The organism is Pseudomonas sp. L5B5, from assembly GCF_020520285.1.
Classification (GTDB): domain Bacteria; phylum Pseudomonadota; class Gammaproteobacteria; order Pseudomonadales; family Pseudomonadaceae; genus Aquipseudomonas.
In genome coordinates this window covers 3,945,708-3,967,226 of record NZ_CP084742.1, presented here as the reverse complement: position 1 = coordinate 3,967,226, position 21,519 = coordinate 3,945,708, and the positions used below count along the sequence as shown (strand labels likewise).

Below are 21,519 nucleotides of genomic sequence, written 5' to 3'. Positions count from 1 at the left end.
GAGAACTGTTCTCGAATGAAACATTATAACGTTTTTATTTTTCATGCAACGCCCACCCACGACGGGTCGCTCAACCGCTCTGGCGCGCAGGGTTTGGCTGAAAGGGAAGACGGGCTGAAACGATCCTTACCCACACTTTTGCCGGTTTTTGCGGGGCTTTTGGCGTTTTCGGCTGTATGAATCCGGCGGCTTTGACTAAGGTGCACCCATAGTGACCGGAGCGTGCTGCATGACCGCTGTTGACCTACCCGCTGTACCTCGCGTGCTGATCGCCGAGGCCGATCCGTGGTCTCGCGACCTGCTCAAGCAAGTGCTGCTGAACGTGCGCTGCGATGCTCGCCTGGACCTGTGTGCCGATGGCCAGGAAGCCATGGACCTGCTCGGCGCCAAGCCCTATGACCTGATCATTGCCGACTGGGAGCTGCCGGGCATCGATGGCCTCGCGCTGCTGCGGGCGGTGCGCAGGCGCAAGCGCAACCCGTTGCAGCCGTTCATTCTCCTGAGCGTGCGCAGCGACAGCGCCAGCGTGCGCGAGGCCTTGCCCCTGGCGCCCACGGCCTACCTGACCAAGCCCCTGAACATGGAAGGCCTGACCCAGCGCCTGCAAGGCCTGCTGCTGGATGCCGGCCAGGAGGTGTCCTGCGAGATACCGGCACTGGCCCCGGGCATGACCCTGTACGGCTTTCTCGAACAGCGCCGCGAACGAGCCGACGGCGCGCCGCTGTTGACCGACGTGCAACAGGCGGTCAAGCGCAGCCTGCACCCCGAGGGGCTGGACCTGCGGCTGCTGGAAGACGAGATCCGCACCGACCCGCAGGTCACCGCAGTGCTGATCGCCGCAGCCAACAGCGCGGCCCAGCACCATGGCGATGGGGTGCAGACCTTGCCCCAGGCCCTGCAGCGGCTCGGCACCGGGCAGAGCATGAACCTGATTCTCGGCCTGACCCTCAAGCGCAGCGCCCGCCTCAGCGACCCGGCCCTGGCCGACTATGCCGAGCGCTACTGGGGGCTGTCGCTGCACACCGCCGAATACGGACGGACCCTGGCGCGCATGCTGGACCTGGACCAGGAGCGTTGCTACTGCGCCGGTCTGCTGCACCGCCTGGGGGACCTGGCGTTGCTGCGCTGCCTGCAGGAGTGGAAACAGGCCGGGGGCGAGCTGGACGACCAGGAAGAGATCGGCGATGCCCTGGAGCGCTTTGGCGCAGCCTACGGTTCGGCCCTGCGCACCCGGTGGCGCATGCCCCTGGAACTGCGCGAGCTGATTGCTTCGATCTACCAGCTGGGCGGCGGCGTGTACTCCCGCGAGGCGCTGGTGATGAACCTGGCGGCGCAGCTGGCGCGCCTGACCGAACATGAAGGGGTGGAGGCGGTGGCCGACAGCAAGACCGCGCGGCTGTTGAAAGTCGGCCTGCCGGAGCTGGTGCGCCTGCGCAAGGGCTGAGCCCTGTCAGTTGCCCAGCAGGGTGAACAGTTCGAACCAGCCTTCGACGGTCTGGTCTTCGGCCAGGAAGGCCAGGTGGAAGAACGGCCAGGCCGCCAGCAGTGTCAGCAGCTGCGCCGGATGCGGCCCGTGCTTGACCGCCAGGGCCACGCCCAGCAGCACGATGGTCAGGGCGATCAGCGCGCTCGCCAGGCGTTTGCCCCGGCAGCCATTGCGCTTGCTGTTGACGCGTTTGAGCAGTTGTTCTTCGTTCATCGAGCGCTTCTATCGACAGGGGCCGTCACTGCGACGGGGGGCGCAGTCTAGCCTTGTCCTGCCTGCGAATCATCCGCTGACGATGCGGTTCTTGCCCTGGTGCTTGGCTTCGTACATGGCCGCGTCGGCCCGGGCGAACAAGCTGTCGAGGCTTTCGTCTTCCGGCAGCAGGCTGGTCAGGCCCTGGCTGACGGTGATGCTGAAGGCCTGGCCCTGGTGGTTGAAGTGCTGGCGCTGGATTTCCCGCTGCAGGCGCTCGGCCACCTGGCGCGCCACGTCGGCGGCGCAGCCGGGGAACAGGGCGGCGAATTCCTCGCCGCCGACCCGCCCGAACAGGTCGCCACGGCGCAGGGCCGCGCGGCCGCTCTCGGCAATGCGTTGCAAGACGATGTCGCCCTCGGGGTGGCCGTAGGTATCGTTGATCACCTTGAAATCATCGATATCCAGCAGCAGGAAGGACAAGGGCGAGCCCTGTATTCGGGCCTGTTCGAACTCGCGGTTGGCGCACTCGAAGAAGTACCGGCGATTGCTGCTCTGGGTCAGCGCATCGGTGGTGGCCAGGCGTTGCAGCTCGGCCTCCAGCTGCTTTTTCTCGGTGATGTCCTCGGCGATTCCCACCACGATCAGGCGTTGTCCGGCTTCGGCATTGCGATTGATGAAGCATTTGTCGCTGAGCCAGCGCACCTGGCCTGTGGCATCGATGATGCGGTATTCGCGGTCTTCCACCGCGCCTTTTTCCAGGACCTGGGCCAGGCTGCGCTCGGCGTACTCCAGGTCGTCGGGATAGATGCTGTCGTGCCACTGGTTGTAGTCCGCCAGGAGCAGGCCGGCGGGGCGGCCGAACAGACGTTCATAGGCGGGGCTGACGTACAGCACCTGGCGGTTGTCCCAGTCGAAGGCCCAGAGCACCGCATTGACGCTCACCAGCAGGGAGCTGAACAACTGCTCGCGTTCGGTCAGGCGGGCCACTTCGCCCTGGGCATGCATCAGGGCCATGAGGGTGTGCGCGGCCTCGGGCCACTGGGGAGGTGAAGAGGGAGTGTCCGGATTCTTGTTGACCATCGGCACAGATCTCGAAGGGCGCGCCGCGCGGTGTTCCACAACGGCTACTACCAGGCCCGCCAGGATGGCGAAGTGTTGCTTGAGATAGGGAGATGGAACACTAAGTTCCCGGCCGATCCGGCGATGCGCCGGGCGGTCGGCAGGGGCTGTCTGGAGGCGGAACTGGCGGGAGCCAGCGTCCGTGCTGCGACACAAGCTCCCGCCACGGCAGGAGCCGTGGCGGGGTGAGGGTCAGGCGACGCTGGGGCGCAGCGAGTAGGTCTTGAGCTGGCTGGCGAAGTCCCGCAGGGACTGGATACCGCTGGCCTCGGCCTCGTGGACCCAGTCCCTGATCGCGGCCAGCATGTCGTGGCCGTTGGAGCTGGTCTTGACCCAGATCTGTTGCAGGGCCAGGCGTTTCTCGTAGATCACTTTCAACGCCTGGCTGTGTTCCAGCATGTTCTGGATGCGCAGGTGGTGCCGGTCTTCCAGCAGGCTGGTCTCCCGGGACAGCAGGCGCTTGGCGCGGTGGAACTGGTGGCGCACCGAGTGATCGACCTTGGCCAGTTCCTGCTTGACCAGCGGGCCGATCACCAGCTTGCGGTACTGGGCCATGATCTGGAACCGGTTGTTGAGGATGGCCATGGCGGTGTCCATGTCCAGGTGGCCCTTGCCTTCGACCCGGTGGGCGATCGGCGCCACGCGCTGGACCTTGGCCAGGCGCAGGAAACTGAAGACCTTGATCCAGGCCCAGCCCAGGTCGAACTCCCACTTCTTCACCGAGAGCTTGGCCGAGTTGGGGTAGGTGTGGTGGTTGTTGTGCAGCTCTTCACCGCCGACGATGATGCCCCAGGGCACCAGGTTGGTGGCGGCGTCGCGGCACTCGAAGTTGCGGTAGCCCACGGCATGCCCCAGGCCATTGATCACGCCTGCGGCCCAGAGCGGAATCCACATCATCTGGATGGCCCAGATGGTGATGCCGATAGTGCCGAACAGCAGCAGGTCGATGGCCGCCATCAGCGCCACGCCACCCAGCTTGTAGCGGCTGTAGAGGTTGCGCTCGATCCAGTCTTCCGGGCAGTTCTTGCCGTAGATGCGCAGGGTCTCGGGGTTCTTCGCCTCTTCGCGATACAGCTCGGCACCCTTGCGCAGCACGGTGGACAAGCCCTTGACCACCGGGCTGTGGGGGTCGTCGGCGGTCTCGCACTTGGCGTGGTGCTTGCGGTGGATGGCGGTCCATTCGCGGGTGTTCTGCGCCGTGGTCAGCCACAGCCAGAAACGGAAGAAATGCTTGAGGCCGGCATTGAGCTCCAGGGAGCGATGCGCGGAATAACGGTGCAGATAGACCGTGACCGCAACGATGGTCACGTGGGTCATCAACAGGGTGACTGCCACCAGTTGCCAGGCGGACAAGCCAAGTAAACCTTCATACCACATAGGCGATAAGGCCCTCGATAGAGAAAAAACAGCCCAGGCATTATCACCAAGCCCGGGGAGAAAACCAGTCGCCCTTTCAGATAAGAGTGGCGGGATGTTTCTTCCTCTATAATCCCAAACTTTTCGTGTGGAAATAGACGGACTTATGTCGGTTTCTTATCGCAATGGCTTGCGTGCCGCGCTGTTCTACCTGCTGCTGTCCCTGGTCTGGCTGCAGCTCAGTGGTTATTTATTGAGCAGTTTCTTCGATGGATCGATCGACCAGGTTGTTTGGCAGCAGGCCAGCGGCTACGCCTGGGCCCTGGTCAGTGCGGTGTTGATCTTCTTTGCCCGTGCCCGCTTGCTGCGGGCGATGGGCGCCGATCGCTGGCTGCGCCACCAGCAGAAGGACCGCGAGCGCCTGCGCCAGGCGGCGGCCGTGTTCGACTGCACCCGCGAAGGGGTGCTGGTGAGCGACACCCAGGGCCTGATTGTCCACGTTAACCGGGCCTTCATCGAGATCACCGGCTACCAGCGCGAGGAAGTGCTGGGCCGCCAGCCGAGCCTGTTCAAGTCCGGCCACCATTCGGTGGATTTCTACAAGGCGATGTTCGGCGCGTTGCGCCAGACCGGCGAATGGAGCGGCGAGATCTGGAACCGGCGCAAGAGCGGTGAAATCTACCCGCAGTGGCAGACCATCCGTGCGATTCACGATGAGCAGGGCGAGCTGACCCACTATGTGGCCGTGTTCTCCGACATCAGCGCGATCAAGGATTCCGAGCACGAACTGGCGCACCTGGCTCACCACGACCCCCTGACCGACCTGCCCAACCGCCTGTTGCTCACCGACCGTGCCGAACAGGCCCTGTCCTCGGCGCAGATCCACAAACGTGGCTGCGCCATGCTGATGATCGACCTGGACCACTTCAAGATGGTCAACGACAGCCTCGGGCACAACGTCGGCGACCAGTTGCTCAAGGCCTTCTCGTTGCGCTTGAGGGAGATGTTCGGACCGGGCGTCACCCTGGCCCGGCTGGGGGGCGACGAGTTCGCCGTGTTGGTCGAAAGCTGCCCGCAACTGGTGCAGGCGGTAGCCCTGGCCCAGCGCATCCTCGATGGCCTCAAGGAGCCGTTCCAGCTGGACGGGCACCAGGTCCTGATCAACGCCAGCATTGGCATCAGCCTGTTTCCCAGCGATGCCCGCAGTGCCAGCCAACTGTTGCGCAACGCCGATGCGGCGCTGTTCAAGGCCAAGAGCGCCGGACGCAACGGTTATGCCCTGTACACCGAAGAGCTCACCGCCCATGCCCAGCAGCGGGTGGAGACTGCCTTCGAGTTGCGCCGGGCCCTGGACCGCCAGGAGCTGCGAGTCTATTACCAGCCGGTGCACGACCTGGCCAGCAGCCGCCTGGTGGGTGTCGAGGCCCTGGTGCGCTGGCAGCATCCACACCGTGGCCTGGTGCCTCCGGGGGAGTTCATCCCGATCGCCGAACGCACCGGGATGATTGCCGAGATCGATGCCTGGGTCATGCGCCAGGCTTGCCAGCAGATGTGCCAGTGGCAGGCCGAGGGCGTGGTGCTGTCGTTCATCGCGGTGAATGTCTCGACCCGCCTGTTCGCCCGCAGCGAGCTGTACCAGCAGGTGGCCCAGGTGCTGCACGATACCGGGCTGGATCCGGCCTTCCTGGAGCTTGAGGTGACCGAAAGTGCACTGATGGACGATCCGGAAGTGGCCCTGGAGCAGATGCACCGCTTGCGTGAGCTGGGCATCCGCCTGGCCATCGACGACTTCGGCACCGGTTATTCCTCGTTGCTGCGGCTCAAGCGCCTGCCGGTGCAGAAGCTCAAGATCGACCAGGGTTTCGTTGCCGGCCTGCCCTGGGACGAGGACGATGCGGCAATTTCCCGGGTGATCGTGGCCCTGGCCCAGAGCATGGGCATGCAGGTCCATGCCGAGGGCATCGAGCAGATGGAGCAGGCGCGGTTCCTCCTTGACCAGGGCTGCGACCTGGGCCAGGGCTACTGGTTCGGTCGTCCGATGCCGGCCTCGCTGCTGGACTGGGACAACGCCCCGCACATCCTCTGACGTGCCTGATGCACCGCGCCGCCTTGCTTTGCGGGCGCTGCGCCCCCGGTCGCAGCCTCGCTACGCTCGACAGCGGCTACAACGCTTCGTGTAGCCGCTGCCGCAGGCTGCGCACGGCTCGGTACGAGCCGCCATCCCAAGGTGTGCCTGATGCAGCGCGTTGCCTGGTTTTGCGGGTGCTGCGCCCCCGGTCGCAGCCTCGCTACGCTCGACAGCGGCTACAGCGCTTCGTGTAGCCGCTGCCGCAGGCTGCGCACGGCTCGGTACGAGCCGCCATCCCAAGGTGTGCCTGATGCAGCGCGTTGCCTGGTTTTGTGGGTACTGCGCCCCGGTCGCAGCCTCGCTACGCTCGACAGCGGCTACAGCGCTTCGTGTAGCCGCTGCCGCAGGCTGCGCACGGTCGCGCAGCGGCCGCAAGAGAGCGGGCATGGACCCGCGAGGCACGTAACTGCGCGTCCCGGCGAATAATTTCCGATGGTTATATAAACATTCTTAAATAGTATTTTTAAGAATATCCCTGCCTATCTACTATTGCTCCACGCCACCCGCAGTGCCGCCACTGCACGGCACATCCCACTCAGGAGCAACACCATGAGCGCATCTCTACGTAGCGTCGACGGACAGGACGAAGCAACCATCTTGCGTGAAATTCAAAGTGCGCTGCGGGACCTGCGCTTCGGTGCGGTGGAAATCACCGTGCACAACGCTCAAGTCGTGCAGATCGAACGCAAGGAAAAATTCCGCCTGCAGCAACCCGGCAACAAACCCAGCTGAATCGCGCATCACCCTCTCGTGATCGAGAGGCCCGACTGGTCAACCGGAGGGCGTCATCCATGACCCCCAGCCTGTCCCCCAGCGTTCGCCCGCGAATGCGGGCCTGATTCGCCATAAGAAAAATGCCAGCACATTAGAAAAATATTCGGGAGTTCTACCATGTCGTCGATTCGCCGTTATGCCCTGGCTGCCCTCGCCAGCGCCGTTTTTGCAGGGTCCGCCGTCGCCAAGGACTATGAGTTGCTCAACGTCTCCTACGACCCGACCCGCGAGCTGTACCAGGACTACAACGCCGAATTCACCCGCTTCTGGAAGCAGGAGCATCCCGGCGACAACGTCAAGATCCAGCAGTCCCATGGCGGTTCGGGCAAACAGGGCCGGGCAGTGATCGACGGCCTGCGTGCCGACGTGGTGACCCTGGCCCTGGCCGGCGACATCGACGAAATCGCCAAGCTCGGCAAGACCCTGCCGGCGGACTGGCAAAAACGCCTGCCCGACGCCAGCACCCCCTACACCTCGACCATCGTGTTCCTGGTGCGCAAGGGCAACCCCAAGGGCATCAAGGACTGGGGCGACCTGATCAAGCCGGACGTCTCGGTGATCACCCCCAACCCGAAGACCTCCGGAGGCGCGCGCTGGAACTTCCTCGCCGCCTGGGCCTACGGCCTGAAGGCCGGCGGTAGCGAAGCCAAGGCCCAGGAGTACGTGAAGCAGCTGTTCAAGCATGTACCGGTGCTGGACACCGGGGCTCGCGGTTCGACCATCACCTTCGTCAACAACGGCCAGGGCGATGTGCTGCTGGCCTGGGAAAACGAAGCCTTCCTGGCCCTCAAGGAAGACGGCGGCGCCGACAAGTTCGATATCGTCGTGCCGTCGCTGTCGATCCTCGCCGAGCCGCCGGTGGCGGTGGTGGACAAGAACGCCGAGAAGAAGGGCAACACCCAGATCGCCGAGGCCTACCTCAAGCACCTGTACAGCCCGGCCGGCCAGGAAATCGCCGCGAAGAACTTCTACCGTCCACGGGACAAGGACGTAGCCGCCAAATATGGCCAGCAGTTCCCGAAACTGGAGCTGGTGACTATCGACAAGGACTTCGGCGGCTGGAAAACTGCCCAACCGAAATTCTTCAATGACGGTGGCGTGTTCGACCAGATCTACCAGGCCCAGTAAGTAACCCTACCTGTGGGAGCGAGCTTGCTCGCGAAGAACTCAAGAGCACCGCCTTCATTCAGAATGTGCGCGTTATCGTTGAAGATCTTCGCGAGCAAGCTCGCTCCTACATGGGTATCTATCCGTTAACCAAGGACTCCTATGTCGCGTCGTATCTCCCCCGTCATACCCGGCTTCGGGCTGACGCTGGGCTACACCTTGGTGTACCTCAGCCTGATTGTGCTCATTCCCCTGGCGGCGATGTTCGTCCATGCCGCACAACTCACCTGGGATCAGTTCTGGGCCATCGTCTCGGCGCCCCGTGTGCTGGCCGCCCTCAAGCTCAGCTTCGGCACCGCGCTGTGCGCAGCGGTCATCAACGGCCTGATTGGCACCCTGCTGGCCTGGGTCCTGGTGCGCTACAGCTTCCCGGGGCGCAAGGTCATCGATGCCATGATCGACCTGCCCTTCGCCTTGCCCACCGCGGTGGCCGGCATCGCCCTGACCGCGCTCTACGCGCCCACCGGCCTGGTGGGCCAGTTCGCCACCGACCTGGGTTTCAAGATCGCCTACACACCCCTGGGCATCACCCTGGCGCTGACCTTCGTCACCCTGCCGTTCGTGGTGCGCACGGTGCAACCGGTGCTGGCGGACATCCCCCGGGAAGTGGAGGAAGCCGCTGCCTGCCTGGGTGCCAAGCCCTGGCAGGTCTTTCGCCACATCCTGGTGCCGGCCTTGCTGCCAGCCTGGCTCACCGGTTTTGCCCTGGCCTTTGCCCGGGGGGTGGGCGAGTACGGTTCGGTGATCTTCATCGCCGGCAACATGCCGATGAAGACCGAGATCCTGCCGCTGCTGATCATGGTCAAGCTCGACCAGTACGACTACACCGGCGCCACCGCCATCGGCGTGCTGATGCTGGTGGTTTCCTTCATCCTGCTGCTGCTGATCAACCTGCTGCAGCGGCGCATCGAACGACCTTGAGGAGGCGCGCACATGTCCCAATCGTCCATTAGCGCCGCCTCGTCGGCCAACGCTGCACGCCGTGGCAGCGCAACGTCCCGGCGGGTACTGATCGGCCTCGGCTGGCTGGTATTCGCCTTGTTCCTGCTGCTGCCATTGTTCATCGTCGTGTCCCAGGGGCTGAAGCTTGGCCTGGGCGCGTTCTTTGAAGCGATCTTCGAGCCCGACGCCCTGTCGGCGCTGAAACTCACGGTGTTCGCGGTGCTGATCTCGGTGCCCCTGAACCTGGTGTTCGGGGTCTGCGCCGCCTGGTGCGTGAGCAAGTACTCGTTCCGCGGCAAGAGCATCCTGGTGACCCTGATCGACCTGCCGTTCTCGGTCTCGCCAGTGATCGCCGGCCTGGTCTATGTGCTGATGTTCGGCGCCCAGGGGCTGTTCGGCCCGTGGCTGTCGGACCACGACATCCAGATCGTCTTCGCCCTGCCGGGCATCGTCCTGGCCACGATCTTCGTCACCGTGCCCTTCGTCGCCCGCGAACTGATCCCGCTGATGCAGGAGCAGGGCACCCAGGAAGAGGAGGCCGCGAGGTTGCTGGGCGCCAACGGCTGGCAGATGTTCTGGCACGTCACCGTACCCAACATCAAGTGGGGCCTGATCTATGGCGTGGTGCTCTGTACCGCCCGCGCCATGGGCGAGTTCGGTGCGGTGTCGGTGGTCTCCGGGCATATCCGCGGGGTGACCAACACCCTGCCGTTGCACGTGGAGATCCTCTACAACGAGTACAACCACGTCGCCGCCTTTGCCGTGGCCAGCCTGCTGCTGATCCTTGCGTTGTTCATCCTGCTGCTCAAGCAGTGGAGCGAATCCCGAATCAACCGCCTGCGCGCCAGCGCCGCGGAGGAATAAGTCATGTCGATCGAAGTCCGTAACGTCAGCAAGAACTTCAATGCCTTCAAGGCCCTGAACAGCATCAACCTGGATATCCACAGCGGCGAGCTGGTGGCCCTGCTGGGCCCGTCCGGCTGCGGCAAGACCACCCTGCTGCGGATCATCGCCGGCCTGGAGACCCCCGACGCCGGCAGCATCGTGTTCCACGGCGAGGACGTCTCCGGCCACGATGTGCGCGATCGCAACGTGGGATTCGTGTTCCAGCACTACGCGCTGTTCCGGCACATGAGCGTGTTCGACAACGTCGCCTTCGGGCTGCGCATGAAACCCAAGAACCAGCGCCCGAGCGAAAGCCGGATCGCCGAGAAGGTGCATGAACTGCTGAACATGGTGCAGCTGGACTGGCTCTCCGATCGCTATCCGGAGCAGCTGTCCGGTGGCCAGCGCCAGCGCATCGCCCTGGCCCGCGCATTGGCGGTGGAACCCAAGGTGCTGCTGCTGGACGAGCCGTTCGGTGCGCTGGATGCCAAGGTGCGCAAGGAGCTGCGCCGCTGGCTGGCGCGCCTGCACGAGGACATCAACCTGACCTCGGTGTTCGTTACCCACGACCAGGAAGAGGCCATGGAAGTGGCCGACCGCATCGTGGTGATGAACAAGGGCGTGATCGAGCAGATCGGTTCCCCGGGCGAGGTCTACGAGTATCCGGCCAGCGATTTCGTCTACCACTTCCTTGGCGACTCCAACCGCCTGCGCCTGGGCGAGGACAACCATGTGCTGTTCCGGCCCCACGAAGTGTCGCTGTCGCGCTCGGAGCTGGACGATCACCACGCTGCCCAGGTGCGCGACATTCGTCCGCTGGGGGCTACTACCCGGGTCACTCTCAAGGTCGAGGGCCAGGACGAACTGATCGAGGCCGAAGTGGTGAAGGACCATGACAGCCTGGTCGGCCTGGCGAAGGGCGAGACGCTGTTCTTCAAGCCCAAGGTCTGGCAGAAAGTCGCCAACCTCTGAAGCATCGCGGGCAGACGGATCGCCGCCCGCTCCTACACGATGTGCTTTTGTAGGAGCGAGGCTTGCCCGCGATCCGGCTTAGCCCGCGATAACGATCTAAATCGCGGCACGCTTCGGATTGGTCCGCACACCCCCCGCTCGTGCCTCGATCTGTTGCTTGAGGTCATGACGCAATCCCAGCAGGAAGGCCAGTTCGGCCACCACGAACAGCGGGCCGATGATCAAGCCCGACAGATCATCGACGAAGGCCGGCTTGCGGCCCTCGTAGTAATGGCCGATGAACTGGATCACCCAGCCCACCACGAACAGCCCCACACCGCTGCTCAGCCAGAGTCCGGTAGCCTGGGTCGCCAGCAGTTGCCCGATCCAGACCGACAAGCCCATCAGGACACTCATCAACAAGCCCAGGCGCAGTTCCAGGCGCAGGTAGAACACCGCCGAGAACAGGGCCAGCAGCAGTGCCGGCGACAGCGCCAGCCCGGCTACCGGCCAGGCGGGGCGGGACAGCAGCACGGCCACGGCGACCACGATCATCGGGATGCCGATGAAGTGGCTGGCGATGTTGCGTGGGTCGCGGTGATAGGCCGCGTATTGACTGAGATGATCGACGAGGCTTTTCATTGTTGTTCCTCCGTAGGGGTGGCTGGATCATGCCGGACGCCCGATCACGGTTCTGTCGGCTAGACGACAATCATGGCGATGCCCTGGGGATAACACCTGCCCATGAATATGCAGCAATGGCGCGAAGGCCTGATGGCCGGACAGTGGTTCAGCCACTTGCCGGCCTCTCTACAGGATAGTCTGCTCGACGGTGCCCGCTTGCGGCGGCTGGCGCCGGGGCAGTACCTGTTCCGCCGGGGCGATCCGCCGTGTGGCCTGTATGCAGTGGTCGAGGGGGCCGTGCGGGTCGGTGCGGTCAGCGCGCAGGGCAAGGAAGCCTTGCTCAGCCTGGTGGAAGCGCCCCACTGGTTCGGCGAGATCTGCCTGTTCGATGGCCAGCCGCGCACCCACGACGCCTGCGCCGAGGGCGCCTGTACCTTGCTGCAGGTGCCGCAGCCGATCCTGTTGCAGCTGTTGGAGGAGCAGCCGCAGTACTGGCGTCAGTTCGCCTTGCTGATGAGCCACAAGCTGCGGCTGGCCTTCATCAACCTGGAGCAGTTGAGCCTGATGCCGGCCCCGGTGCGGGTGGCCAACCGCCTGCTGGCAATCGCTGCCGGTTATGGCGAAGTGGCCCAGAGTCGCAGCCTGCTGCAGCTGCCCCAGGAACAGCTGGCGCTGATGCTCTCGCTGTCGCGCCAGACCACCAACCAGATCCTCAAGGACCTGCAGAACCAGGGCATCCTGCGCCTGAGCTACGGCGAGATCGAAATTCTCGACCCCGAACGCCTGCGTGCCCTGGCCCGCTCCGTGTAGCCGCTGCCGCAGGCTGCGCACGGCTCGGCACGAGCCGCTCTTTCGCGGTGTGCCTGGTGCACCGCGTCGTCTGGTTTTACGGGCGCTGTGCACCCGGTCGCAGCCTCGCGTTGCTCGACAACGGCTACAGGTGTTTGCGTACGGCTCGGCATGGGCCGCCATCTGGCGGTGCCTGGTTCTATGCAGGTCAGGGGCGGTTCGAGGGGTCAGCGCAAACCGTCGCGGAACTGCCCGGGGGTCATGCCGGTCCAGCGCTTGAAGGCCCGGCTGAAGCTGCTGGCGTCGGCAAATCCCAGCAGGTAGCTGATCTCGCTCAGGGAGCAGCCCGGGTCACGCAGGTGCAGCAGGGCGAGGTTTTCCCGGCACTCATTGAGCAGCGTATCGAAGCGCGTGCCTTCGTCCGCCAGGTGCCGTTGCAGGCTGCGCAGGCTCAGGTGCAGGGCCTGGGCGACCCGTTCGGCCGCCGGCTCGCCATCGGGCAACTGGGCCTCGATCACCTCGCGCACCTTGCGTTCCCAGGTCAGCGGCCGCAGCTGCGCCAGGGCGCGCTTGAGCACTTCCTCGTTGTGTTCGGCCAGCTCCGGGTTGGCATCGTCCAGGTGGCTCTCGAAATCCTCCACGAGAAACTCCAGGCAATCCTCGCTGGCCGCGAAGTGCACCGGACAGCGAAACACCCGGTGCCACTGGCTGGGGTCCTCGGGTTCCGGGCGCCGCAGGTGTACGGCCACGGGTGCATATTCGCGGCCCAGGCGGCTGCGGCAGGTGCGCACATGGATCGCGGCAAACGCGTCGATGGCCTCGAACGCCGGCTGCTGGGCCCCTTCGGGAATCTTCAGGACGAACCGATAGCGGTCCTGATCGCGGATCAACTGCGGCACCAGGGCATCGCTGACCACCTGGTGATAGCGCAGGATGCGCTCGAACACCTCGCGCAGGCTGCCGCTGGCCACCAGGGCGTACCCCAGGGCGTGGAAGGTGGTGGGGCTGACGAAGCGCGACACCCGCAAGCCGATGGCCGGATCGCCGCTGGCCTGCACCGCCAGCTGCCACAGGCGGGTGGTGGCCGACAGCGGATAGCGGGCGTTGGGGTTGTCCATCAATTGGGGGTCAAGCCCGGCCTCGCGGCACAGAGCGTCGCTGTCCAGTTCAAGGGCAGCCAGCTGCTTGCGCAGGGCGCGGGTCCAGCTGGCGAGGGAGGTGGCTTCAGTCATGCGTTTGGCGCGTCCGGTCAACAGGTTGGCGTTTACGGCTAGCGCCCAGGGCCAGTACCCGGGGCAGGATGCACACATCACTGAATCAGAGGATGGAATCATGCAGGGCATTTGTGCAAGTCCCGAACGAATGAATGCGCAGCAACGGGCAGCCCACATTCGTGAGGTCGTCGTCGCCCGGGGGGACGAATTGCGCCGGCGCTACCCGATCCTGCGCCACCAGGATGCCCTGGGCGCGGCGATCCTGGCCTTCGCCCTGGCCGGCATGATCGGTTCGGCGGCGCTCTACCTCAATGGCCACCTGGCTTGGTGGGCCTGCCTGCTGCTCAATGCGTTCTTCGCCTCGCTGACCCACGAGCTGGAGCACGACCTGATCCACAGCATGTATTTCCGCAAGCAGCGCGTGCCCCACAACCTGATGATGGGATTGGTCTGGCTGGCCCGCCCCAGCACCATCAATCCCTGGATACGGCGCCAGCTGCACCTGAACCACCACAAGGTGTCGGGCTCCACGAGCGATGTCGAGGAACGTGGCATCACCAACGGCGAGCCGTGGAGCATCGTGCGGCTGCTGATGGTGGGCGACAACATGATCTCGGCGTTCGTCCACACGCTGAGGACGGCAGGCTGGCGCCCCAGGCTCAGGAGAATCCTGCGGACCATGGTGGCGTACGCACCGCTGGCGCAGTTGCACTGGGGGGCCTGGTATGTGTTTCTCGGCTTCCACGGGATCAATGGCGTGGCCACGCTACTGGGCACGCCCATCGAGTGGTCGGCCAGTACCCTGGCGCTGATGCAGGTGATCGACATCGCTGTGGTGGTGATCGTCGGCCCTAACGTGCTGCGTACCTTTTGCCTGCACTTCGTCAGCTCCAACATGCACTACTACGGCGATGTCGAGCCGGGCAACGTGCTCCAGCAGACCCAGGTGCTCAACCCCTGGTGGATGTGGCCGCTGCAGGCGTTCTGCTGCAACTTCGGCAGTACCCACGGCATCCACCACTTCGTGGTCAAGGAGCCCTTCTACATCCGCCAGATGACCGCGCCGGTGGCGCACCGGGTGATGGCGCAGATGGGCGTGCGCTTCAACGACCTGGGCACCTTCGGCCGGGCCAATCGGTTTGCCGCCAGGGAGCAGGCGGCGACGGAGGCGGTGCAGGGGGTGAAGGCTTGAGGTGTGTTGGTTGAGGGCCAATCGCGGGCAAGCCTCGCTCCTGACCATTTGCGTAGGAGCGAGGCTTGCCCGCGATGGCGATTGCCCGGCCACCGTCAATCCGGCTGGAACGGCGATTCGCTGAGGATCACCCCGGTTTCATCCACATAGCGCTGCCACTCTTGCAGCAGGGCGTGCAGTTTGTCCGGGTGGCTGCCGGCCAGGTCATGGATCTCCCCCGGGTCGCGCCCCAGGTGGTACAGCTGCCAGGTGGCCGGGCCCACAGGGCCTGGAATGTACACCGCCTTCCATTGCCCCTGGCGGATCGCCCGGCGGCCGAACAGCTCCCAGCCGGTGACCGTGTGCTCGTCATGCACCTGGGCCGTCTCGCCGGACAGGAACCCCAGCCAGGACTTGCCCCGTAGCGGCGCGATATCGCGTCCGCGCCAGCGCTTGCCGGGGTGACGCACGCCGGCCAGGTCCAGCAGGGTCGGGGTGATGTCCATCACCGTGCCGAAGCCATGGCTGACCTGCCCCTTGAGCGGCAACTGCGGGTAGTGCAGCAACGCCGGGACGCGAATCCCGCCCTGGGTGGTGAAGGCCTTGAACAGCCGCGACGGCGCGGTGGCGGCCTGGGCCCAGGCCGGCCCGTACCAGACGTAGGAGTTGGCCCGGCCGATGTTTTCCAGGCGGTTGTCGTAGTGCTGGTCGAGGTAGCTCAGCAGCTGTGGGCCGAACTTGGGGAAGGCTTCCAGCAGCGCCCCTTCGGCACCGTTGTCGGACATGAACAGGATCAGCGTGTTGTCCAGCTGACCCTGCTGGCGCAGGTAATCCACCACCCGGCCGATGTTCCAGTCCATGCGCTCCACCATCGCGGCATACACCTCCATGGCCCGTGCCGACCGTTGGCGCTGTTCGTCGTCGAGGGCATCCCACTCGGCGTTCAGGCCGATCAGCGGATGGGGTTCGACCTGGGCGTCCACCAGCCCCAGGGCCTTGAGTTTTTTCAGGCGCTCCAGGCGCAGCACCTCTGGGCCTGCGTCATAGCGCCCACGGTACTTGGCGACGATTTCTTCGGGCGCCTGCAGCGGCCAGTGGGGCGCCGAGAACGGCAGATAGGCGAAGAACGGCCGACTCTGGTCGCGTTCCTTGAGGTACTGCAAAAGCTTGTCGCCGAAGGCGTCGGAGGAATAGAACCCCTGCGGCAACTCATCGATGAAGCGATCGTCCTCGATGTACAGCGCCGGGGTGGACTTGAGCAGGCCCGGGGTGTGTTCGTCGTAGGTGGGTTCGAATCCGTAGTGGTTGGCCGCCCCGGGCAGCAGCGAGAACGACCGCTCGAACCCTCGGGCATGGGGCGCCAGCTCGGCGGTCAGGCCCAGGTGCCACTTGCCGCTCATCAGGGTCTGGTAGCCGGCCTCGCGCAGCAGTTCGGGCAGGGCCGCTACCCGGTCGTTGAGGTGGCCTTCATAACCCGGCTTGCCGATCAGCTCCGGGGTCAGGGCCTCGGCCATGGTGCCGATCCCGGCGATGTGGTGATCGGTGCCCGTCAGCAGCATGGAGCGGGTCGGCGAGCAGGTTGGCGCGGTGTGGAAATCGGTCAGGCGCAGGCCATTGAAGGCCAGGGCATCGAGGTTCGGCGTGGCAATCTCGCCACCGAAGGCGCCGAGGTCGGAAAAACCCAGGTCGTCGGCCAGGATCACCAGGAAGTTGGGACGTTGCGGCATCGGGTCACTCCTGTTCAGCACGCAATGAAGGTCAAGGGCAGGTCGCTGATCCGTACCGGTGGCGGGGCCTGGTAGTGATCGTCGCTGGTCAGTTCGTGCAGCAGTTCCTCGCGCAGCTGATGGAAGTCGAAGCTGCTGCGCTGACGTGGATGGGGCAGGGCCACCTGCACCACGCGCTTGATCCGCCCCGGACGCGGCTCCATCACCACCACCCGGTCGGCGAGGAAGATCGCCTCCTCCACATCGTGGGTCACCAGCACCGTGGTGATCCGTGCCCGCTCGCGAATGGCCAGCAGCTCGTCCTGCATCTGCTGGCGGGTCAGGGCATCGAGGGCGCCGAAGGGTTCGTCCAGCAGCAGGATGCGCGGGCTGGCCACCAGCCCACGGGCGATGGCCACCCGTTGCGCCATGCCGCCGGACAACTGGTGCGGATACGCCTTGGCGAAGTCCTTGAGGCCCACCAGGTCGATGAAGCTGGCGATACGCTGCCGGCGCTCGGCGGCGCCCAGGGGTTCGTTGACCAGGCCCAGGCCGATGTTTTCGGCCACCGTCAGCCAGGGGAACAGCCGGTGCTCCTGGAACACGATGCCGCGTTCGCTGCCGATGCCGCTGACAGCCTGCCCGGCAACGCGGATCTCGCCGCGAAACTCGGTGTCCAGGCCGACCAGCAGGCGCAGCAGGGTGGACTTGCCGCAGCCGCTGGAGCCGACGATGGCGACGAACTCGCCCTCGGCGATGTCCAGGTTGAATTCGCGGATCGCCTCCAGTTCGCCATCGGCTACGGGGAAGCTCTTGCCCACGTGATTGAAGCTGACCAAAGGTGCGTTCATGCGTGTCTCCAGCGGGTGGCGTAACGTTCCAGCCGTTGTCCAAGGGCGTTGATAAGGGCGCCGGTGATGCCCACCAGCAGCATCCCGGCCATGATCAGGTCCATGCGCAGCAGTTGCTGGGCGCTGATCATCTGGCTGCCGATACCGCCGTTGGACGGCATGAAGTATTCGGCGCCGATGGTGCCCAGCCAGGCATAGATCAGGCTCACCCGCAGGCCGGCGAAGATCCCCGGCGCGGCCCCGGGCAGCACCAGGCGCCGCAGGCGCTGCCAGAGGCCCAGGCGCAATGCCTGGGCCGCCTCCGCCAGGTGCGGCGAAAGCTGGGCGACGCTGCGCTGGGTGGCGATGAACAGCGGGAAGAAGGCCGCCAGGGCGACGAACACCCATTTGGCCAGTTCTCCGAGGCCGAACCAGGCGGTGAGCAGCGGCACCCAGGCGAAGATGGCGATCTGGCGGATGGCGGCCAGGGTGGGGCCCAGCAGGCGTTCGCTCAGGCGTGACAGGCCCAGCAGCAGCCCCAGGCCCAGGCCCAGGCTGGCGCCCAGCAGCAGGCCGCCGAGGGTGCGCTTCAGGCTCAGGCCCAGGCCGCCCAGCAGGCTGCCATCGAGCAGGCCGTCGAAGGTGGTGGCCAGTACCGCCAGGGGGCTGGGCAGGATGTTGGCGTCCACCCATTGCTCGGCACTCGCCCATTGCCACACGGCCAGCAGCGCCAGGGGCAGCAGCCAGGGCTGCAGGCGCTGCCAGCCCTGGTAGCGCGGGCCACGGCGGAATTCGGCGGTGGCCGGGTGCGGCCAGGACACCAGCTTGCGATCCAGCCAGCCGATGCCGTGGTCCATCAACAAGCCCAGCAGGCCAATCACCAGGATGCAGACGAAAACGATGTCCAGCATGAACAGCTGCCGCGCCCAGACCATCAGGTAACCAATGCCTTCGCTGGAGGCCAGCAGTTCCACGGCCAGCAGCGAGGTCCAGCCGGTGGCGAGGGCCAGGCGTACCCCGGCCATGAACGGTGGCAGCGCGGCGGGCAGGATCAGGCGCCGCAGCAGCAGGGCCGGTGGCAGGCGCAGAACGGCGGCGGCTTCTCGCAGCTTCGGTTGCGCATCACGCACGCCCACCAGGGTGTGCAAGGTCACGGGGACCACCACGGCCTTGATCAGTACCACCAGCTTGAGCACTTCGCCGATGCCGAAAAACACCATGAACAAGGGGATCCAGGCCAGGGTCGGAATTTGCGCCAGGGCGCCGAAGGTGGGGAACACCAGGCGTTCCAGGCGCCGGCTGAAACCCAGGGCGCCCCCCAGCAGGGCACCTGCACCGATTCCGGCCAGCAGGCCCCAGAACAGCCGCTGCAGGCTGATTGCCAAATGGCCCCACAACTCCCCCGTGGCCAGTTCCCGGGCGCTGCTCCAGACCAGCGCGGGTGTCGGCAGGATCTGCTCGCTCATCCAGTGGTTGCGGCTGGCCAGCCACCACAGGCTGAAGAGCCCCAGCGGCAGTAGCCAGGGCAGCACGCGACTGGCCGCCGGCCAGCCCTGGCGCCGGCCGGAGGGTGCCCACAAGGGCAGGCTGAGTAGCGAAACACGGGCCATGGATGACCTCCGTCGTCGGGTGCGGCATGGCATGGGGGCTGGCCACGTCCAGGCGTGGCGAAACCGATCGCTTCTACAATATGCATTTGTGTTCTATAAAAATTCACATCAATGCTATTGAGCGATAAGAGAGGCCATTTAAGGCTTCCCGCCGTCACGCATCCAATGCATTTGGAGAATATTTTTCATGCATTTCCCGCATATCTCCGGGGGAGCCCCGTACTGGCTGATTTATTTCTTTGAGTTATTAAAATGTGAATTTTTAGTATTTAAATGCCTGTGCCGGCTCAGCCTACCTTTGGCTCCTCAACATCTTTGCCCTCCAGGAGCCGCCCCATGAACCTTCCCTTCAAACGCGTGATCCGTCTGTTCGCCGCGCCAGCCCTGGTCGGGCTGCTGGGCTACCTGCCGCTGCTGGCCCAGGCCGCCGAGCTCAAGGAAATCCGCATTGCCGTGCCCGACCTCAGCGCGGGCACCCAGCACAGCTCGGGTGGGGTGGTGGACGTACTGCGCCATCAGCAGATCCTGGAGAAGGCCTTCGCCGACCAGGGCATCAAGATCCAGTGGAATTTCTTCAAGGGTGCAGGGCCGGTGATCAACGAAGCCTTCGCCAACGGCCAGGTGGACCTGGCCTATCTGGGCGACCTGGCGGCCATCATCGGCAAGTCCAATGGCCTGGATACCCGCCTGCTCAGCGCCACGGCCCGGGGGGTCAAGCATTACCTGGGCGTTGCGCCGGGGTCGGGGATCAAGACCCTGGAAGACCTCAAGGGCAAGCGCGTGGCAGTGTTCCGTGGCACCGCCACCCAGCTGTCGTTCGATGCGGCCCTGGCCAGCCGTGGCTTGAGCGAGAAGGACCTGAAAGTGGTCAACCTCGACTTCAATGCCGCCGTGGCGGCCTTGGCGGCCAAGCAGATCGACGCCTCCTGGGGCAGCACCGGGCTTTCCGCCCTGCGCAGCAAGGGCCTGGCCGAACTGCCTTTGAGTACCAAGGACCTGGGCGATGCCGGCAGCGTGCAGGCGGTGTTGGTGGGATCGGGCAAGTTCGTCGACGAGCATCCCGAGGCTGTGGAAAAACTGCTCAAGGCCCAGCAGCAAGCGGTGCAGTGGTTGACCCAGGACAGCAACAAGGAGGCCTACATCCAGCTGGTATCGGGGTTGGCCAGCTATCCACCGGTGATCCTCCAGGATGACCTCAAGGACCAGCGCCTGAGCGAGATCTTCCCCTCGACCCTGGACCCGGTATTCCTCGGTCGACTGCAGGATTCGGTAGACCTGGCGGCCAAGGAGCGGCTGATCCGCAAGCCGTTCAAGGTCAGCGAGTGGGTCGCCCCGCAACTGGCTGCCGCCGGCCTGTAGCGCCCCGCCGAAAGGTAGCCGCTGCCGAGCCTGCGAGGCTGCGACAAGGCCCGCAGGACCTTCAGCGATTCCTGATGCCTGCGCCCGCGTTGCGCGGTTTGCCTGATGCACGGTGTCGCCTGGTTTTGCGGGCGCTGCGCACCCGGTCGCAGCCTCGCGCTGCTCGACAGCGGCTACAGGGCGATGGCGACTTGCTGCTGGTCCACGCTCACCAGCACTTCGATCAGCTTGCGCGCCGCCGGCGACAGGCGGAACCCGCTGCGGCTGACGATGCCGCAGCGAGCGTTCAGGCTGTCGATGTTCTGCGGCAGGTTGCGCCAGTGCAGCAGGGCCAGGGAGCCCTGCTCGATGTCTTCGGCAAAGGCCTCGGCGGTGCCCACGCCAATGGCATTGGATTGGCGGACGATCTTCACCAGGGCCGGGAAATGCTCGGTCTCGATGGTCGGCGAAAAATCGATGCGCCCGCTCAGGTTGGCCAGCAGCTTGCGAATGCCCGGCGGGATCAGGGTGCTGGCCAGGGGATAGTCGAACATGTCGTTGGTGGACAGGCTTTCCTTGGCCAGCAGCGGGTGTCCGGGGCGGCAGAAGAACACCCCGCGCTTGGGCGTCAGCGCCTGGGTCTGGTAGTTGGGATCGGCCTCGAAGTGGCGGATGTCGGCGATGAAGAACTCGATTTCCTCGCGATCGAGGCTGCGGCTGAGTTTCTCCCAGTTATCCACGGCAAAACGGGTACGCACCCTGGGGTGGGCGCTGGTGAATTGCGCCACCGCATCGGGCACCAGCTTCACCGCTGGCGCCGGCCCGCAGCCGAAGCGCACCTCGCCGGCATCGAGCTTGGTCATCTGGGTCACTTCGCTGCTGAGCAGGGCCGCGCCCTGCACCAGGCTCAAGGCATGCTGCAGCACCACCTGGCCTTCGGGCGTGGGCCGCAGGTCCTTGTTGCCGCGATCCACCAGCACGCAACCGAACTCCTGCTCCAGGCCCTGGATACTGCGGCTGAAGGCAGGCTGGGTAATGCCCATGGCATCGGCGGCGCGGACAAAGCTGCGGTGTTCATTGAGGGCGATGAAGTAACGCAATTGGCGAAGATCCATATGCTTTCCCGGCATCCGAAAAATAGCTCGAAGGCATTTGCGACGAGTGAGGAATGAGGTTTTAAATGCAAGCTCTTATTCCGTCAACGAAGCATGTATTTATCTATTAGATCTAAAGT

General features: G+C 64.9%; 19 protein-coding genes. 10 read left to right on the top strand and 9 right to left on the bottom strand.

Features of this window, described 5'->3' with window-relative positions:
* Positions 1-229 precede the first annotated feature (229 nt).
* Positions 230-1,444: a response regulator gene (locus tag LGQ10_RS18110; RefSeq protein WP_226522778.1), complete on the top strand. Its 1,215-nt coding sequence runs from the start codon at positions 230-232 to the stop codon at positions 1,442-1,444.
* A 6-nt stretch (positions 1,445-1,450) separates the two neighbouring features.
* Here LGQ10_RS18110 and LGQ10_RS18105 read toward each other — a convergent pair whose 3' ends face one another.
* The 3 genes from LGQ10_RS18105 to desA all read right to left on the bottom strand — a co-directional run bounded on the left by LGQ10_RS18105 (position 1,451) and on the right by desA (position 4,177).
* Positions 1,451-1,699 carry a hypothetical protein gene (locus LGQ10_RS18105; RefSeq protein ID WP_058438477.1) on the bottom strand — a complete coding sequence of 83 codons (249 nt, stop codon included), beginning with the start codon at positions 1,697-1,699 and terminating at the stop codon, positions 1,451-1,453.
* 69 nt (positions 1,700-1,768) lie between these two features.
* Positions 1,769-2,761 carry a GGDEF domain-containing protein gene (locus LGQ10_RS18100; RefSeq protein WP_226522777.1) on the bottom strand — a complete coding sequence of 331 codons (993 nt, stop codon included), beginning with the start codon at positions 2,759-2,761 and terminating at the stop codon, positions 1,769-1,771.
* 231 nt (positions 2,762-2,992) lie between these two features.
* Positions 2,993-4,177, bottom strand: coding sequence for a delta-9 fatty acid desaturase DesA (desA, locus tag LGQ10_RS18095; protein WP_058438472.1), 1,185 nt, complete (start codon positions 4,175-4,177; stop codon positions 2,993-2,995).
* A gap of 145 nt (positions 4,178-4,322) precedes the next feature.
* On the opposite strand from desA, the gene dibA reads away from it, so the two are divergent.
* From dibA to LGQ10_RS18065, 6 genes are all read left to right on the top strand, one after another.
* Positions 4,323-6,242 (top strand): phosphodiesterase DibA, encoded by a 1,920-nt coding sequence (gene dibA, locus LGQ10_RS18090; protein ID WP_058438470.1) that lies wholly within the window; start codon positions 4,323-4,325, stop codon positions 6,240-6,242.
* 591 nt (positions 6,243-6,833) lie between these two features.
* Positions 6,834-7,016, top strand: a complete 183-nt coding sequence (gene oscA, locus LGQ10_RS18085; RefSeq protein WP_022643503.1) for a sulfur starvation response protein OscA — start codon at positions 6,834-6,836, stop codon at positions 7,014-7,016.
* Between the two features lie 159 nt (positions 7,017-7,175).
* On the top strand, positions 7,176-8,186 hold the full coding sequence (locus LGQ10_RS18080) for a sulfate ABC transporter substrate-binding protein (RefSeq protein WP_226522776.1): 1,011 nt from the start codon (positions 7,176-7,178) through the stop codon (positions 8,184-8,186).
* Positions 8,187-8,327: 141 nt separating this feature from the next.
* On the top strand, positions 8,328-9,146 hold the full coding sequence (gene cysT, locus LGQ10_RS18075; protein ID WP_058438468.1) for a sulfate ABC transporter permease subunit CysT: 819 nt from the start codon (positions 8,328-8,330) through the stop codon (positions 9,144-9,146).
* 12 nt (positions 9,147-9,158) lie between these two features.
* Complete coding sequence (cysW, locus tag LGQ10_RS18070) at positions 9,159-10,031, top strand: sulfate ABC transporter permease subunit CysW (protein ID WP_058438466.1); 873 nt, start codon at positions 9,159-9,161, stop codon at positions 10,029-10,031.
* Positions 10,032-10,034: 3 nt separating this feature from the next.
* Positions 10,035-11,024 (top strand): sulfate/molybdate ABC transporter ATP-binding protein, encoded by a 990-nt coding sequence (locus LGQ10_RS18065; RefSeq protein ID WP_058438464.1) that lies wholly within the window; start codon positions 10,035-10,037, stop codon positions 11,022-11,024.
* Between the two features lie 96 nt (positions 11,025-11,120).
* Here the strand turns inward: LGQ10_RS18065 and LGQ10_RS18060 are convergent, their stop codons facing one another.
* Positions 11,121-11,645: a DUF962 domain-containing protein gene (locus tag LGQ10_RS18060; RefSeq protein WP_226522775.1), complete on the bottom strand. Its 525-nt coding sequence runs from the start codon at positions 11,643-11,645 to the stop codon at positions 11,121-11,123.
* A 102-nt stretch (positions 11,646-11,747) separates the two neighbouring features.
* Here LGQ10_RS18060 and LGQ10_RS18055 point away from each other — a divergent pair, with 102 nt between their 5' ends.
* On the top strand, positions 11,748-12,437 hold the full coding sequence (locus LGQ10_RS18055; RefSeq protein WP_226522774.1) for a Crp/Fnr family transcriptional regulator: 690 nt from the start codon (positions 11,748-11,750) through the stop codon (positions 12,435-12,437).
* Between the two features lie 206 nt (positions 12,438-12,643).
* Here the strand turns inward: LGQ10_RS18055 and LGQ10_RS18050 are convergent, their stop codons facing one another.
* Positions 12,644-13,648, bottom strand: coding sequence for an AraC family transcriptional regulator (locus tag LGQ10_RS18050; protein ID WP_226522773.1), 1,005 nt, complete (start codon positions 13,646-13,648; stop codon positions 12,644-12,646).
* A 100-nt stretch (positions 13,649-13,748) separates the two neighbouring features.
* Here LGQ10_RS18050 and LGQ10_RS18045 point away from each other — a divergent pair, with 100 nt between their 5' ends.
* The gene (locus tag LGQ10_RS18045; RefSeq protein WP_226522772.1) at positions 13,749-14,822 is read left to right on the top strand and encodes a fatty acid desaturase; all 1,074 of its coding nucleotides are present in this window, start codon (positions 13,749-13,751) and stop codon (positions 14,820-14,822) included.
* A 95-nt stretch (positions 14,823-14,917) separates the two neighbouring features.
* On the opposite strand, the gene LGQ10_RS18040 is transcribed toward LGQ10_RS18045, so the two are convergent.
* Genes LGQ10_RS18040 through LGQ10_RS18030 form a run of 3 tightly spaced genes read right to left on the bottom strand, consistent with a single transcriptional unit; the run spans position 14,918 to position 18,947 of the window.
* Entirely contained in the window at positions 14,918-16,528 is a 1,611-nt protein-coding gene (locus LGQ10_RS18040) for an arylsulfatase (RefSeq protein WP_226522771.1), read from the bottom strand.
* A gap of 14 nt (positions 16,529-16,542) precedes the next feature.
* Complete coding sequence (locus LGQ10_RS18035; RefSeq protein ID WP_226522770.1) at positions 16,543-17,358, bottom strand: ABC transporter ATP-binding protein; 816 nt, start codon at positions 17,356-17,358, stop codon at positions 16,543-16,545.
* Complete coding sequence (locus LGQ10_RS18030) at positions 17,355-18,947, bottom strand: ABC transporter permease (RefSeq protein ID WP_226522769.1); 1,593 nt, start codon at positions 18,945-18,947, stop codon at positions 17,355-17,357. Before LGQ10_RS18030 ends, LGQ10_RS18035 begins: the two co-directional genes overlap by 4 nt.
* 336 nt (positions 18,948-19,283) lie before the next feature.
* Between LGQ10_RS18030 and LGQ10_RS18025 the strand changes: the two genes are divergently transcribed.
* Positions 19,284-20,306: an ABC transporter substrate-binding protein gene (locus LGQ10_RS18025; protein WP_058436483.1), complete on the top strand. Its 1,023-nt coding sequence runs from the start codon at positions 19,284-19,286 to the stop codon at positions 20,304-20,306.
* 173 nt (positions 20,307-20,479) lie between these two features.
* On the opposite strand, the gene LGQ10_RS18020 is transcribed toward LGQ10_RS18025, so the two are convergent.
* Complete coding sequence (locus LGQ10_RS18020) at positions 20,480-21,400, bottom strand: LysR family transcriptional regulator (RefSeq protein ID WP_226522768.1); 921 nt, start codon at positions 21,398-21,400, stop codon at positions 20,480-20,482.
* Between the last annotated feature and the right edge of the window lie 119 nt (positions 21,401-21,519).

Coding starts and splice junctions, on each gene's coding strand:
- cysW (WP_058438466.1), top strand. CDS start 9,159: ATGTCCCAATCGTCCATTAGCGCCGCCTCGTCGGCCAACGCTGCACGC.
- LGQ10_RS18040 (WP_226522771.1), bottom strand. CDS start 16,528: ATGCCGCAACGTCCCAACTTCCTGGTGATCCTGGCCGACGACCTGGGT.
- oscA (WP_022643503.1), top strand. CDS start 6,834: ATGAGCGCATCTCTACGTAGCGTCGACGGACAGGACGAAGCAACCATC.
- LGQ10_RS18100 (WP_226522777.1), bottom strand. CDS start 2,761: ATGGTCAACAAGAATCCGGACACTCCCTCTTCACCTCCCCAGTGGCCC.
- LGQ10_RS18045 (WP_226522772.1), top strand. CDS start 13,749: ATGCAGGGCATTTGTGCAAGTCCCGAACGAATGAATGCGCAGCAACGG.
- LGQ10_RS18035 (WP_226522770.1), bottom strand. CDS start 17,358: ATGAACGCACCTTTGGTCAGCTTCAATCACGTGGGCAAGAGCTTCCCC.
- LGQ10_RS18110 (WP_226522778.1), top strand. CDS start 230: ATGACCGCTGTTGACCTACCCGCTGTACCTCGCGTGCTGATCGCCGAG.
- LGQ10_RS18105 (WP_058438477.1), bottom strand. CDS start 1,699: ATGAACGAAGAACAACTGCTCAAACGCGTCAACAGCAAGCGCAATGGC.
- LGQ10_RS18030 (WP_226522769.1), bottom strand. CDS start 18,947: ATGGCCCGTGTTTCGCTACTCAGCCTGCCCTTGTGGGCACCCTCCGGC.
- LGQ10_RS18020 (WP_226522768.1), bottom strand. CDS start 21,400: ATGGATCTTCGCCAATTGCGTTACTTCATCGCCCTCAATGAACACCGC.
- LGQ10_RS18080 (WP_226522776.1), top strand. CDS start 7,176: ATGTCGTCGATTCGCCGTTATGCCCTGGCTGCCCTCGCCAGCGCCGTT.
- LGQ10_RS18025 (WP_058436483.1), top strand. CDS start 19,284: ATGAACCTTCCCTTCAAACGCGTGATCCGTCTGTTCGCCGCGCCAGCC.
- LGQ10_RS18050 (WP_226522773.1), bottom strand. CDS start 13,648: ATGACTGAAGCCACCTCCCTCGCCAGCTGGACCCGCGCCCTGCGCAAG.
- LGQ10_RS18065 (WP_058438464.1), top strand. CDS start 10,035: ATGTCGATCGAAGTCCGTAACGTCAGCAAGAACTTCAATGCCTTCAAG.
- dibA (WP_058438470.1), top strand. CDS start 4,323: ATGTCGGTTTCTTATCGCAATGGCTTGCGTGCCGCGCTGTTCTACCTG.
- LGQ10_RS18055 (WP_226522774.1), top strand. CDS start 11,748: ATGAATATGCAGCAATGGCGCGAAGGCCTGATGGCCGGACAGTGGTTC.
- cysT (WP_058438468.1), top strand. CDS start 8,328: ATGTCGCGTCGTATCTCCCCCGTCATACCCGGCTTCGGGCTGACGCTG.
- LGQ10_RS18060 (WP_226522775.1), bottom strand. CDS start 11,645: ATGAAAAGCCTCGTCGATCATCTCAGTCAATACGCGGCCTATCACCGC.
- desA (WP_058438472.1), bottom strand. CDS start 4,177: ATGTGGTATGAAGGTTTACTTGGCTTGTCCGCCTGGCAACTGGTGGCA.